This window comes from Bradyrhizobium sp. CCBAU 11357 (genome assembly GCF_028128865.1).
GTDB lineage: Bacteria > Pseudomonadota > Alphaproteobacteria > Rhizobiales > Xanthobacteraceae > Bradyrhizobium.
Genome location: NZ_LBJW01000105.1, coordinates 216,919 through 230,182 on the forward strand (window position 1 = coordinate 216,919; position 13,264 = coordinate 230,182).

The window sequence follows — 13,264 nt, forward strand, 5'->3', positions numbered from 1 at the left end:
AGGCTATGAAGTGAGCAGTTCGTTATAAGTACTTGAAAACAAATGCTAGATAAGGAGAGCGTCGAACTTGGTGAGGAAAGGTGCAGATTAATTTATGGGCAATATCTAAATATTGTATGCAGTGGAGTTGAGCAGCCCGAACCAGCTCGCGCATGTGTATGACCGCCGTTGGACGGTCGGCCGGCAAGGCGCATTCATGCTAACCACGCGCTGACTGGGACGGCGCCGGTGATGTTCGCTGGCACCGAACTTGTATCGATTGTCGCCAGGACCGCCGTGTCCTCAGAAGATGGAAAGCTCGCCGAGATGGGCGCTGGTACCGTTCACGATGCATCGCTCGGCAATGAGATCGTTCGCCGGATCAACGAGCTCGGCGCGATCTCGGAAGAGCCCGAAAAACTCACCCGCATCTTTCTCAGCAAGGAGCTGCGCAAGGCCGCTGACCTCATCATGGGTTGGATGCGCGAGGCCGGCATGAGCGCGCATCTGGACGCCATCGGCAATGTCTGCGGTCGGTACGAAGGCGAGCGGCCGGGCGCGCCCTGCCTGATGCTCGGCTCGCATTACGACACCGTGCGCGATGCCGGCAAATGGGATGGGCCGCTGGGTGTGATCACGGCGATCTCTTGCGTCGCCGATCTCAACCGCCGCGGCAAGCGCCTGCCGTTTGCGATCGAGGTGATCGGTTTTGCCGACGAGGAGGGAGTGCGGTTTGCCTCGACCTTGCTCGGCAGCCGTGCGGTGGCCGGCACCTTCGATGAGAGCGTGCTGAATACGCGCGACAGCAATGGCGTGTCGATGCGCGAGGCGCTCGTGCAGTTCGGCCTCGATCCCGACCATATCGGCGCGGCTGCGCGGGCGCGGCGCGAGCTGCTTGCCTATCTCGAATTGCACATCGAGCAGGGGCCGGTGCTGGAAGCGCAGAACCTGCCCGTGGGCGTCGTCACCGCGATTGCCGGTGCCACGCGCCTTGCGGCGCGGCTGACCGGCATGGCCGGCCATGCCGGCACCGTGCCGATGGCACTGCGGCGCGACGCCCTCGCTGGCGCGGCCGAATGCATCGGCGCGATCGAGCAATTTTGCCGCACCGACGAGGGCGGCCTCGTCGGCACCGTCGGCTACATCCAGGCGAGGCCCGGCGCGACCAATGTCATTCCGGGCGAAGTATCGTTCACCATCGACATGCGCGCGCCGACCGACATGCACCGCAAGCGCGCGGTCGCCGACGTCGTCCGCCAGATCGAGGCGATCGCCAAGCGGCGGCAATTGGGACTCCAGCTCGACGTGACCCACGAGAACCGCACCGCGCCCTGCGCGCCCTGGCTCAAGCAGCAGATCGCGCAGGCGATCGAAGCCGAAGGCTTCTCCGTGTTCGAGCTGCCGAGCGGGGCAGGGCACGACGGCATGGCGATGATCGACATCGCCGATGTCGGCATGATCTTCGTCCGCTGCCGCGGCGGCGTCAGCCATCACCCGGACGAGCATGTCGAGCTGGCCGATGCCGACGCCGGCGCGCGGGTGCTGCTCAGGGTGATCGAGAATTTCAGGCCGCGTACGGCTTAGGCGAGCGTCACGGACCCGCAAGTCACCGGGTAGAGATACGAATCAGTCATGTTTAGAATGGTGGCCATCATCGCGAGGGTCACGAGACAATCAGCCGATCGACGGACATGAATAGCGACATCTCTTTTCCATCACATCGTGAAAACCGGTTTTATCAGGGGATGGCTGCGACCTTCGTCGCCAACGCCCTTCAGGCGGTCAATTTTCTCAGTGATCGGTTCCTGAGACAATCGCATCATTCGCTCTCGGCCATCGAAGACCTTTACCGGCACTCGATGGACAGCGCCTTTTCGGTGACCGAGGCCTTCCTCGTCACCGGCGCACCGCACGCCTCCGCCTATTACCCCCGCGACTTTGCCTGGTTCTATCCCAACGTTCTCGATCCTGAAACCATCATCGATGCGCAGGACGCGGTGCGGCGGGTCCGTCTGCTCGAAAAGAGCGTTCGCCTGTTGTTGGAGGCGGTTCGCGCCGATGTCGTGACGACGACCATCGTTCCGGCCGGGCGCGGCCGGTATCTCGGCGTGAACTATTTCTCGCGGCCCTCGGATACGCTGCTCGGCATTCTCGCCGGTCTGCAGCAGATGCTCTCTGCCGAGGAGAGAGCGTCGTCCTACCTCGCGATGTCGCAATGCGCGCATGCCGGCCGCTTGCTGCTGGCCGAATATGGCGGAGACCTGAAGCGCGCGATCCTGAAGCTTGCGAGCGAGCTGGAGGTATTCGACGCTGACGGCACCAGATATTTACTGTGCGACTCCACCGGCCCGCGCTCCGCGGCGACGGATACCCGTGCCGAGCGCCGGCGTTTCGTCACCAATGCCTGCGTCTACACGACCTTCGTGTGGGGCGTGCAGCTCGGAATCGTCGGCGAGAACGAGTTGAAGCGGCTGCTCGGGCGCGACCTCGCGCAGTACAAGAGGGACCTGCTCCGCCTGTTCGGGAAGGACGGCTATATCAGGCATTCCCTGGACGGCCCGGCGAGCTCACCGGCATCGTCGGTCGCATTGGATTTCGTCAGCGTGCATCGCGGCTTCTGGGATATGAGCGAGGCGAGCGAGCGCGCGCTGTTCGCGGCCACGGCGGATCGGATCATTGCCGAACCGCGGTTTCGCATCCCCAGCACGTTCCACTTCCTGGTGTCGGCGGATAATCCGCGCAACAAGATCATCCACAAGATAGCGGCGCCCGCCTATCAGGGGCGCTCCTCCTGGCCGACATTCAACGTCGAGTTTGCGGATCGTATGCTCGACTTTGATGAGGCCTCAGGGAGCGCGATCTACCGGGCCTGCGCGCAAGGAATCCTGAAGGACATTCGCACCGCGACCGAGGTCCACGGCGGCTATCAGGAGCTGATCTCGGAGCAGGGTCTGAAGTATCGCACCTGGGCCTATAAGGGCGCCGTGGCCCACTCGTGGTTTCCGCGCTTCCTGTCGGTTTGGAGGAGGGCGTACGGCACGCCACTCCTCAAGTGGAATGACTGATCCCGCGAACCTCTATCCCGCGGTCACGTCGACCACCTCGCCGCCCTCCAGCACCTTGGCCGCCGTGCTGCGGTCGAGATCGCCTTCCCAGGCCGCGACCACGACGGTTGCGACGCAATTGCCGACGAGGTTGCCGAGCGCGCGGGCCATGCCGATGAACCAGTCGACCGACAGCACCAGCACGAGGCCGATCGCAGGGATGCTCGGCACCGCGTTCAAGGTCGCCGCCAGGATCACGATCGCCGAGCCCGGCACGCCATGTGCGCCCTTCGACGTGATCAGGGACACGCCGAGCACCAGCAGCAGGTCGCCGAACGACAACGGCGTGTTGGTGGCCTGCGCAATGAAGACGACGGCGAGTGTGAGGTAGATCGAGAAGGCGTCGAGGTTGAAGGAATAGCCGGTCGGAATGACGAGACCGACGACGGAATCCTTCACGCCCATGCGCTCCAGCTTCTTCATGATCTGGGGCAGCACCGCGTCCGAGGACGCCGTCGCGAGCACGATGGTCAGCTCCTCGCGCAGGTAGGCGAGGAATTTGAGGATGTTGATGCCGGCGAGCGCCATCACGCCGCCGAGCACACCGAGCACGAAGATGCCGACCGAGACGTAGAACAGCATCACCAGCGATACGAGCTGCTTCAGCGAGCCGACGCCATATTTGCCGACCGTGTAGGCGACCGCGCCGAGCACGCCGAGCGGCGCAACCCGCACAATGAGCCCCATGACGCGGAACAGCACGGTGGAGGCTGCGTCGATCATGGAGGTGACGAGCGCGCCCTTCTCGCCGCCGACGAGCGCGAGACCGATGCCGAACAGCACCGCGAAGAACAGCACCTGAAGCACGTCGTTACGCGACAGCGCATCGAAGGAGGTGGTCGGAATCACGTTCATCAGGAAGGCACCGATGCCGCCGCCGGAGAGCTTGTGGGCGTTGTCGGCATAAGTGTTGAGCGCCTTGGCATCCAGCGTCGAGGGATCGATGTTCATGCCGTGGCCGGGACCGAAGATGTAGGCGAGCAAGAGGCCGACCACGAGGGCCACCGTCGTCATGATCTCGAAATAGATCAACGCCTTGACGCCGACGCGGCCGACCTTCTTGAGATCGCCGGCGCCGGCAATGCCATGCACGACGACGCAGAACACGATCGGTGCCACGATCATCGAGATCAGCTTCAGGAAGGCATCGCTGAGGATCTTGAGGCTGATGGCGAAGTTCGGAACGGCCATCCCCAGGATGACGCCAAGCACCAGCGCAGCCAAGACCTGGACGAACAGCGAGGTGTAGAGCGGCTTCGGCTCGGCGGCGGGTGCCGCGGCGATGGTCGACATGGTGCACTCCCCTTTGACACGCCTGGACGTCAGAGAGGAGCAACAACCGTGCCAGAATGTCGCGGTTACGCCCGAGAAACCGGGTTATTCCGCCGCCTTCGCCGTCTTGCCGAACATCCGCGTCGGGGCCGGGAAGCCGCACGAGGTGCCGTCGGTGACCTTGACCTGGTCTTCCCACGGCAGTCGGAATGTGCCGGCGACCATGTCCTGCATGAAGGTGTAGGGGCAGTCCATCGCGCCGCCCTTCACCGCGACATAGCCGCGGTGCCAGAGCTGGTAGATGTTGTTTTCGACGCCCCAGTTGATGCGCGCCTCGCGCACGAGGTCCGGCCGGACCTCTGCGGTGATGATCTCGTCGGCGCGGCCGGTCGTGCCGTGCGCCAGCACGGTGCCGTCGAAATTGACGATCATGCCTTCGCCCATGGAATCGAACGAGCCGTCCGAGCCGCACATGCAGACATTCGCGGTGACCATCAGGTTCTGAAACGAATTGGCCTGGTTGGTGAAGCGCCAGGCTTCGCGGATCGGCGCGGTGTAGCCGGCGGTGCGGATCATGATCTCCGCGCCCTTGTAGGCGCATTCCCGTGCCATCTCCGGGAACATGCCGTCATGGCAGATGATCAGCGCGATCCTGGCGCCCTTCGGGCCCTCGATCACGGGAATGCCGATGTCGCCGGGCTCCCATGGCTCGACCGGAATCCAGGGATGAAGTTTCCGATAGTAGAGCTTGATCTCGCCGTGGTCGTCGATGATCAGGCCCGAGTTGTAGGGATTGCCATGCGGGTTGAACTCCATGATGGAGAAGCAGCCCCAGATCTTGTTGTCGACACAGGCCTGCTTGAAGGCCGCGACCTCCGGTCCGTCAAGCCGACACATGATCTCCGGATTGGTGTCCATCGAGAGGCCGTGCAGCGAGTATTCGGGGAAGACCACCAGATCCATGGTGGAGAGATTGCGGCGGGCCTTGCCGACCATCCAGACGATGCGCTCGGTCTGCCTGGCGAGATCGGCGCGGGTGACGACGTTCGGTAGCTGCAACTGAACCAGCCCAATCACGACGCCCTCAGGCGATTTGTTCAGTCCGCCAAGCCCGTTCATGATCAGCTCCCTTGCTACCCGCGCGGCGCCGTTGCGCGCAAGTTCTCGGCGGAGCAAATCCGATTTTGGCGATGCGCAAAAGTCCATTTTTCAGGCGGCAGTGACCGTCGTGCTGACGCGGGGTACCAGTTCCCCCGAGCCGGCGGGCGCCCATTCTTGCAGCGCCACGTGCCTCAAGTCTCGGCTTGACCCGCAAAATCAACCGGTGTCAGACTTATGACATGAGTACAGCAGAGCGACATACCGTCAGCGTTCGTGACGAATATGCCGAGATGACGCGGCAGCGCATCGTTGCCGCTTTCGTCGCGACGCTCGAGGACGAAGAGGCCGACGACATCTCCATGGCCGCGGTGGCCAAGCGCGCGAAGGTGGCCGAGCGAACCATCTATCGGCACTTCAAGACCCGTGCGGAGCTGTTCGCCGCGGCCGGCGAGTGGATCGAGAACAACGTCTTCAGCTACATTCCCTTCACCTCGCCCGACGAGCTTCCCGAGATCTTCCGCAAGCTGTGCAAGCGGTTCGACCGTCATCCGCATCTGGCGCGCGCCATTGCGATAACGAGGGTGGGGCGCCGGGTGCGTGCAGGCTTCAGACGACACCTAATTGACCAGCATCGCAAGGCGATGGCGCCGCTGGTGCGCCATCTCCCTGCCAAGGACGTCCGCCAGGCCGAAGCTCTCGCGTCCTACCTCAACAACGTGCTGGCCTGGAACGCGATGCGCGAGGATTTCGGCATGACGAGCTCCGAGATCGCCGACGCGATCGAATGGGCGCTCACGACCCTTTTGCAGGATGTGCGTCGGCGCGATGCCGCTGCTGCGCGCGCCGGCAAGGGGCGCAAACCACCGCGGAAGCGGACCGCGGCTGCGAAAGCACCGGCATAGAGTGAGGCAGCCATGAACGCGATACCCGACGATCTCCTCATCAATGCGCCTGACGAGGTTCGCATTCGCCAGGACCTGGTGCTCACGGCGCTCGGTCGTCGCCCGGCCGATCGTTCGTTGCTGGTCGGCAAATTGCTCGACGTGCACAGCCGCACGTGGAGCGAGGACCAGGAGATCGTCTTCAAGGGCCGGCGGATCGCGTGGGTGGGCCCGGCCGGCAGTTATCCCGGCGAGGTCCGCGAGCGTATGCATCGGCCGGATCTTGCAGCCGTGCCCGGCTTCGGTGAGGTGCACAAGCATATCGAAAGCTCGCATCTGACGCCCGAATGGGAAGCGGCGCTGGTGCTGCCGCGCGGCAATACCTGGACCTGCGAGGCGAGCCACGAATTCTCCAACGTCAACGGTGCGCGCAATCTCGAATTCTGGTTCGAGGCACGCCGTCGCGGCTCGCCGCTGAAGATCTTTCCGCAGCCCGGCTCGGCTGTGCCGCCGACCGCCTATGAGTGGGGCGGCGGCTGGTATGGCCGCGACGAACAGGCGCGCTTCATGAGCGAAAGCCTGATGGTCACCGGCCTCGACGAGGTCATGGACTGGCCGGCGGTGTGGAATCCCGACAACCCGTCCTACAAGCGGCTCTGGGGCATGATCGAGGCGACTTTCGCTGCGCGCGGCGTCGTCGAGGGCCACGCGTCGGGCCTGCGGGATCTGCCCTCCATCAACGCCTTTGCCGCCGCCGGGCTCGCGTCCGACCACGAGGTGCAGACGCCCGAGGAAACCTGGGACAAGCTCACGCGCGGTCTCTTCGTCGAGCTGCGCGTCTACGCCATGGACGAGATCGTCAAATGGTTGCTCGCGAAGGGTTTGCAGGACTGGTCGCAGGTTGCGTTCACCACCGATGACCGCAGTGCCAGCCACACGCTCGAACTCGGCGCGAGCGATCATAATGCGCGGGTCGCGATCGAGGCCGGCCTTGCGCCGGAAATCGCGATCCAGTGCCTCACCATCAATCCGGCACGGCACATGCGTCTCACGCCGTTCGTCGGCAGCCTAGCGCCGGGGCGCTTCGGCGATGTCGTGCTGCTGTCCGATGTTGACAAGCTTACGATCGCCGAAGTGTGGGCCGACGGCGCGCAGGTGTCCGAGGGCATGCGCTATCTCGGCCAAGTGCCCAAGATCGAATGGCCGGAATGGGCGACCAAGACCGTCAATATCAAGCGCACGATCAACCCTGAGGATTTCGAGCTGCGGGCTGAATCAGGGCGGGCCACGATGAAAGCGGCGGTGATCCGCCCCTTCCATTGGCATCCTGAGTTCTACACGCTCGACCTGCCGGTGCGCGACGGGGCGGTGCAGCGCGACGAGAGCAAGGCCATCACAAAATTTGCCATCGTCGACCGGTTCTCCGGCGACGGTCGCGTCGCAAAGATGTTCTGGCGCGGCTGTGGCCCGCGTACGCCGGAGACGGCGCTCGCCTGCTCGGTGGCGCACGACAAGCACAATCTCTGGGTGGTCGGCTCGTCCGACGCGGCGATGGCAAAGGCGGTGAACGCGCTGGTCGAACTTCAAGGCGGATGGGCGCTGGTGCGCGAAGGTGAGCTCGTCGCCACCGTGCGGTTCGAGGTCGGCGGGCTGATGAGCTGCCGCTCAGCGCAAGCGCTCGATGCCGAGATGCAGGCGCTCTACGCAGAAGGCCGCAAGGTCGACTGGATGTACGAGCCGACGTTTCGGCCGCGCTGGTATCCGGGATTCCCGGAACGGCTGATGTTTGCGACGCTGACCTGCGCGCCCTGGAGCTGGGTGCTGGTAGCGCCGTGCGAGCAGGCACCGTTCGGTTTCATCAACGTGCAGACGGGCGAAGCACACCCGGTGGTCTGGTAGGGGGAGGACAGGGATGAACGAGATGACGAAGCCGCAAGCCGCCACCGCGCAGCCGGCAGCCGCGAAGCTGCTCGATCGCGTCTTTCGCCTCTCCGAGCGCGGCACGAGCGTCGGGCGCGAGATGATGGCCGGAGCGACCACGTTTGCGGCAATGGCCTATATCATCGCCGTGAACCCCGCGATCATGTCCAACGCCGGCATGGATCGTGCCGATCTCGTCAGCGCCACGGCGCTGGCGGCGATCTTCGGCTCGGTGCTGATGGGGTTGTGGGCCAATCTGCCGCTCGCCGTGGCGCCCGCGATGGGTTCGAACGTCATCTTCACCTATGTCATCGTCAAGCAGATGGGCATGCCCTGGCAGGGCGCGCTTGCCATGGTCGCCTTCACCGGCGTGCTATTCCTGATCCTCAGCCTGTCGAAACTGAGGGAGAAGGTCGCGAAGGATGTGCCCGAAGCGCTGAAGATCGGCATCCAGGCGGCGGTCGGGACCCTCATCGTCTTCATTGCGCTGCGAGGCGCGGGATTCGTCGTCCAGAATCCGTCGACCTACATCGCCATGGGATCGTTGCGCAGCCCGCCGGTGCTGCTGACGTTGTTCGGACTCCTGCTCACGCCGGTACTGGTGGCGCGCCGAGTGCCGGCGGCGTTGATCCTGTCGATCGTGTTGCTGACCGCGATCGGCTTCTTCGTTCCTGGCGCCAACGGCAAGATGGTGACGTCGATGCCATCGGCCATCCTGTCGTGGCCGCGCTGGCCGACCAGCACCTTCATGGCCCTCGATTTCGGGTATCTCTTCAGCCATTTCGTTGTGGCGCTGCCGCTGCTGTTCTATTTCCTGTGCGCCGAATTTTTTTCGACGCTGGGCACGCTGATCGGCGTGACGGGCGCTGCCAATCTACGGAAGCCCGATGGCTCGATCCCGAACGCCACCGCGGCCTTCGCGACCGACGCGACGGCTTCGATCGTGGGGCCGCTGCTCGGGACGTCCGTCGTCACGGCTTATATCGAATCCATCACCGGTGTGCAGGCCGGCGGTCGCACCGGCCTGACCTCGCTGACCGTTGCGGGATTCTTCTTTCTCGCGCTGTTCTTCTGGCCAATCTTCGTCATCATCCCGCCGCAAGCGACCGCGCCCGCGCTTGTGCTCGTCGGCGTGCTGATGATGCAGGGGCTTGCCCGCATCGACATGACGGATCTCGTCAATGCGGTTCCGATCGTGCTGACGTTGCTGGTGACCGTGCTGACCAACAATCTCATCAACGGAATGGCCCTGGGTACGTTGAGCTACATCGCGCTGGAAGTGTCCGTCGGTCGGCGGTCGCAGGTTCCAGCGATGGTGTGGGGACTTGGCGCCGTGTTCGTCGCTTACGCCATCGTGATCGCACAGATCTTTTGACGTGTGCGTCAGGCCGCAAGGTCCAGCAACCTGCAAGATCCGCGCACCAAAGCCTTTCGCCCGGCCGGTGTCATTGCAGGGACGCCGTCATTCACGAAGACAAGGCCGAGTTCGACCAGGCTCTTGACGACATAAGCCTTCGCGAGGCGATTGTTCGACACCGGATTGCGAAGCGCTTTCAGCGCTTCCCACTGGTCGGATGAAAGATCGAAGTCGAAATCGTTGCTCATGTTGCCTCAGGCGATCGTCCGGTTCGCGTGCCTGTGTTATCGGCGCCGCATGAAGACCGTGCGACGACAATGAGTCGGGAATTCGGTCAGCTGTTTAGAACATCTCTTCACAAATTGCGGCACTTCGTTGCATCACAAAAGTTAAGATCGCTTGCGCACGAATACGGTGGCGATCTCCGATCACCAATTGATGATCCGCACTTGATGCTGCAGTGCGAGCTGTCGCATTGCACGGGAAGTGTCGCTGTCCCATTCTGCGTCGCGATATGCACAGAAATCATGAGACGAGAGGTTCAGGACTCTGTTAGGTTGATTTGCGGGGAATGGCTTCACGCGCGGCAGGAGTGGAGTGCATGAACAGGCTGGTTGAGATACGCAGTCAGGAATTCTTGTGCCGCGAGCGCGCGGCGCTCGATTCGAAGCGCCGGCTGTTCTGGTTGGCGCAGGCGGAAGAATGGGAAAAGCGCGCGCTCGACGAAATCGCGTATCACTTTCGGGAGTGCAATCAGGCCGAGCTGAACGCCGCCTGACGCCGGCGGCTGCTATTACTTACTGATAAGTCGCCACAATGTCGGACACCGCGCGCTCGAGCTGTTGCGCGGTGGCGCATTGGCGCACGACGCTGCAAAAGGTTGCGTAGCGCGGCATCTCGGAATCGCCAAAGCCCCAGGCGAGCCGACCCTCGGGATTGAGCCAGACCAGCCGCTTCGAGCGCTCGGAGATCCGGCGCAGAATGTCGGCGCGTGGGTCGAGATTGTTGCTGCGGGCATCGCCGAGCACGATCACCGTGGTCTGTGGCGTCAGCGTGCTCATGAACTCCTTCTCGAAATCGACCAGAGAGGAGCCGTAATCCGACGAGCCGAAACCGACCTTGGACATGATCTCAGACATCGCGTCCTCCGGCGACTTCGTCTCCAGGATTTCGCTGACCTCGATCAGGTGCGAAGAGAAGGCGAACGAGCGGACATCGTCGACCACCTCGTGCAGCGAGTGGATCAGCAGCAGGAAGAAGTCGGAGACTTGCGCAACGGAGCCCGAGACGTCGCACAGCGCGACGATCTTCGGCCGGTCGCGATGCTTGCGCTTCCATGCCGTGAGGAACGGCACGCCGCCCCAGGCTGCGTTGCGGCGGAGCGTGCGACGGACGTCGAGATGACCGCGGCGCTGGCGCTTGCGCGGCTTGGAGTAGCGCTCGCGGAGCCGGCGCGCGATCTGGCGGATGAGGGCGCGCATCTCGGCGACCTGGCGCCGCTCGATGCGGGCGAGCGGTGCGTTGCGCAGGATCTCGTTGCGGAGGTTTTCGGCCTCCTCCCGGGCATAAAGTGCAAGCCCTTGAGAGACCGTATCGCGCACGGCTTCGCGCAAAGCATCGAGCGCGGCGCGCAGACGCTCGGCCAGGGCCGGGTTGGTCGCGGTCAGCTGGTCGAGATCGTCGCGCAGGCGCTGGAGGCCCATGGCGTCGAGGATGCGGCTGGAGAATATGCCGCGCTGGGTGGAGTAGCGAATGTCGGATAGGGAGGCCGCGCCAGCTGCGCTGGCGATCGCGGCCGCGATGGCATTGCGATCCTGCGACAGCAGCATCTGAGCGAGCGAGCCCAGTTGCTGCTGCGACGAACCGCCGCCGGCATCGCTGGCCGCGCCGGAAGAGGGCGCTTGATCCTTATCCTGCGAGGCATCCTGATCGGCGCTCTCGGGCTGATCCTGTCGCGGCTCCGGCTGGCTGAAGAACAGGTCAAAGCAGTTGCCGAGCGCGAGCTTCTCGTCCTGCGACTTGGCGAGCGTCAGCAGCAGTGCGTCGCGCAGGATGGTCCGGTCGGAAAAGCCGACCTGCGAGACGGCGCGCATCGCATCGATGCTTTCGGCAGGCGAGACGTGGACGCCGGCGCCGCGCGCCGCCCGAAAGAAGCGATGGAGATTTTCGCGCATCGGCGTCAACCGAAGACGTTGGACCGGGCCGCCTTGGCAATGAAGGTGGTCACCTGCGGCGTCGCGGCCTCGATGTCGGCTTCGTATTTCAGGAGCACGTTGAGCGTGTCCTTGACGATCTCGGTATCGAGTTCGGAAGCCTGGAGCAGCACCAGCACGCGCGCCCAGTCGATGGTCTCGCTGACCGACGGCAGCTTCTTCAGATCCAGCGAGCGGATCTCGTGGATGAAGCCGACCATCTGGCGGCGCAGCGTCTGCGAGATGCCGGGCACGCGGCTTTCGACGATGCGCTCCTCGAGCCGCTGCTCGGGGAAGCCGATATGCAGATGCAGGCAGCGCCGCTTCAGGGCATCGCCGAGGTCGCGCTCGCTGTTGGAGGTGAGGATCACTGTCGGCGGAGTGATCGCCGAGACGGTGCCGAGCTCGGGGATCGTGACCTGGAAGTCGGAGAGAATCTCCAGCAGCAGCGATTCGAATTCAGCGTCCGACTTATCGATCTCGTCGATCAGGAGCACGCAGCCGCCTGGCTGCTCAAGCGCCTGGAGCAGCGGCCGCGGCTCGACGAACTCCTTGGAGAAGAACACGTCGCCGAAATCGTGAAGCTGGTCGAGCGCGGCATGCAGCGTCTGCGCGCCGCCGAGGACTTCGCCGAGCTTGTCCTTGAGGATCTGCGTATAAAGAAGCTGCTTGGCGTATTTCCACTCGTAGAGCGCCTTGGCCTCGTCGAGGCCCTCATAGCATTGCAGGCGGATCATCTTCATGCCGCGCCAGGCGGCGATCGCCTTGGCAAGCTCGGTTTTGCCGACGCCCGCGGGGCCTTCGACCAGGATCGGCTTCTCGATCTGCTGCGACAAATAGACGGCGGTCGCGATCTGCCGGCTCGCGATATAGCCCTGCGCGGCGAGGCCGCTCTCCACTGCCTCGATCGAGGTCGAGGCCTTCTGATCAGCCACGAATGGCGCTCCCAAAGGTCTTGCTTGGGCTTGTTCTGCCTGCGTTCCCGGCAAAGAACAAGCCTCGTTTGGGAGACATCAGACCCGCGCGAACGGCGATTTTTCCGTTTGGCGCAAATAGTTTGAGCGGTTCGCCGGCGGCGCGATCAGTGTCGCAGCAACTCCGGCTTGCGGATCGTCTGTCTGACCTCGGCGCCGCAATCGGCGCATTCATAGACGAAGTCGATCTTGGCAAGGCTCCAATGCGGCTCGACCTCGCGCACATACATCGGCAGGAACCCCATACAGGTAGGGCAATTCACTGGCGCGATTTCGACGTCCTGATGATGCTGAACGTAAGCTGGCATCTCGGCTCTCCTTCGCAGGCGACCATCAAACCCCGCGCAAAAGCTACTGCCGGTTGCCCCGGAGCCCTCATCAACTCTTTCGAACGGAGGCGGAACGGCGAGCGTTTGTCGTTCGCTGTGACATTCTTGTTACGGCCTCTATACTGTAACGGGCGGACCAAATGCCTATTTCACAG

At 63.6% G+C, this 13,264-nt stretch carries 12 protein-coding genes; 6 read left to right on the forward strand and 6 right to left on the reverse strand.

What is annotated here, in order from left to right:
* The first annotated feature begins 306 nt into the window (after positions 1–306).
* Positions 307–1,563, forward strand: a complete 1,257-nt coding sequence (locus tag XI05_RS23965; protein WP_271506428.1) for an allantoate amidohydrolase — start codon at positions 307–309, stop codon at positions 1,561–1,563.
* A 107-nt stretch (positions 1,564–1,670) separates the two neighbouring features.
* Positions 1,671–3,044 (forward strand): hypothetical protein, encoded by a 1,374-nt coding sequence (locus XI05_RS23970; RefSeq protein ID WP_271506341.1) that lies wholly within the window; start codon positions 1,671–1,673, stop codon positions 3,042–3,044.
* A 12-nt stretch (positions 3,045–3,056) separates the two neighbouring features.
* Here the strand turns inward: XI05_RS23970 and XI05_RS23975 are convergent, their stop codons facing one another.
* Positions 3,057–4,376: a dicarboxylate/amino acid:cation symporter gene (locus XI05_RS23975; protein WP_271506344.1), complete on the reverse strand. Its 1,320-nt coding sequence runs from the start codon at positions 4,374–4,376 to the stop codon at positions 3,057–3,059.
* A gap of 84 nt (positions 4,377–4,460) precedes the next feature.
* A complete protein-coding gene (locus XI05_RS23980) occupies positions 4,461–5,474 on the reverse strand; it encodes a formamidase (protein ID WP_271506347.1) in 1,014 nt (337 codons plus the stop codon).
* Positions 5,475–5,695: 221 nt separating this feature from the next.
* Between XI05_RS23980 and XI05_RS23985 the strand changes: the two genes are divergently transcribed.
* From XI05_RS23985 to XI05_RS23995, 3 genes are read left to right on the forward strand one after another with little or no spacing between them, the layout of a single operon-like run.
* On the forward strand, positions 5,696–6,358 hold the full coding sequence (locus XI05_RS23985; RefSeq protein ID WP_271506349.1) for a TetR/AcrR family transcriptional regulator: 663 nt from the start codon (positions 5,696–5,698) through the stop codon (positions 6,356–6,358).
* Positions 6,359–6,370: 12 nt separating this feature from the next.
* Positions 6,371–8,236, forward strand: coding sequence for an adenine deaminase (locus XI05_RS23990; RefSeq protein ID WP_271506352.1), 1,866 nt, complete (start codon positions 6,371–6,373; stop codon positions 8,234–8,236).
* Positions 8,237–8,249: 13 nt separating this feature from the next.
* Entirely contained in the window at positions 8,250–9,632 is a 1,383-nt protein-coding gene (locus XI05_RS23995) for an NCS2 family permease (RefSeq protein ID WP_271506354.1), read from the forward strand.
* An 8-nt stretch (positions 9,633–9,640) separates the two neighbouring features.
* Here XI05_RS23995 and XI05_RS24000 read toward each other — a convergent pair whose 3' ends face one another.
* The gene (locus XI05_RS24000) at positions 9,641–9,862 is read right to left on the reverse strand and encodes a hypothetical protein (protein ID WP_271506357.1); all 222 of its coding nucleotides are present in this window, start codon (positions 9,860–9,862) and stop codon (positions 9,641–9,643) included.
* A gap of 353 nt (positions 9,863–10,215) precedes the next feature.
* Between XI05_RS24000 and XI05_RS24005 the strand changes: the two genes are divergently transcribed.
* Positions 10,216–10,392 carry a hypothetical protein gene (locus XI05_RS24005; RefSeq protein WP_271506360.1) on the forward strand — a complete coding sequence of 59 codons (177 nt, stop codon included), beginning with the start codon at positions 10,216–10,218 and terminating at the stop codon, positions 10,390–10,392.
* A gap of 19 nt (positions 10,393–10,411) precedes the next feature.
* Here the strand turns inward: XI05_RS24005 and XI05_RS24010 are convergent, their stop codons facing one another.
* From XI05_RS24010 to XI05_RS24020, 3 genes are all read right to left on the reverse strand, one after another.
* Complete coding sequence (locus XI05_RS24010; RefSeq protein ID WP_271506362.1) at positions 10,412–11,788, reverse strand: vWA domain-containing protein; 1,377 nt, start codon at positions 11,786–11,788, stop codon at positions 10,412–10,414.
* Positions 11,789–11,793: 5 nt separating this feature from the next.
* Positions 11,794–12,741 carry an AAA family ATPase gene (locus XI05_RS24015; RefSeq protein WP_036007771.1) on the reverse strand — a complete coding sequence of 316 codons (948 nt, stop codon included), beginning with the start codon at positions 12,739–12,741 and terminating at the stop codon, positions 11,794–11,796.
* Positions 12,742–12,887: 146 nt separating this feature from the next.
* Positions 12,888–13,088, reverse strand: a complete 201-nt coding sequence (locus tag XI05_RS24020) for a hypothetical protein (protein WP_027545881.1) — start codon at positions 13,086–13,088, stop codon at positions 12,888–12,890.
* Between the last annotated feature and the right edge of the window lie 176 nt (positions 13,089–13,264).

Coding starts and splice junctions, on each gene's coding strand:
- XI05_RS23990 (WP_271506352.1), top strand. CDS start 6,371: ATGAACGCGATACCCGACGATCTCCTCATCAATGCGCCTGACGAGGTT.
- XI05_RS24020 (WP_027545881.1), bottom strand. CDS start 13,088: ATGCCAGCTTACGTTCAGCATCATCAGGACGTCGAAATCGCGCCAGTG.
- XI05_RS23995 (WP_271506354.1), top strand. CDS start 8,250: ATGAACGAGATGACGAAGCCGCAAGCCGCCACCGCGCAGCCGGCAGCC.
- XI05_RS23980 (WP_271506347.1), bottom strand. CDS start 5,474: ATGAACGGGCTTGGCGGACTGAACAAATCGCCTGAGGGCGTCGTGATT.
- XI05_RS24010 (WP_271506362.1), bottom strand. CDS start 11,788: ATGCGCGAAAATCTCCATCGCTTCTTTCGGGCGGCGCGCGGCGCCGGC.
- XI05_RS24000 (WP_271506357.1), bottom strand. CDS start 9,862: ATGAGCAACGATTTCGACTTCGATCTTTCATCCGACCAGTGGGAAGCG.
- XI05_RS23965 (WP_271506428.1), top strand. CDS start 307: ATGGGCGCTGGTACCGTTCACGATGCATCGCTCGGCAATGAGATCGTT.
- XI05_RS23975 (WP_271506344.1), bottom strand. CDS start 4,376: ATGTCGACCATCGCCGCGGCACCCGCCGCCGAGCCGAAGCCGCTCTAC.
- XI05_RS24005 (WP_271506360.1), top strand. CDS start 10,216: ATGAACAGGCTGGTTGAGATACGCAGTCAGGAATTCTTGTGCCGCGAG.
- XI05_RS23970 (WP_271506341.1), top strand. CDS start 1,671: ATGAATAGCGACATCTCTTTTCCATCACATCGTGAAAACCGGTTTTAT.
- XI05_RS23985 (WP_271506349.1), top strand. CDS start 5,696: ATGAGTACAGCAGAGCGACATACCGTCAGCGTTCGTGACGAATATGCC.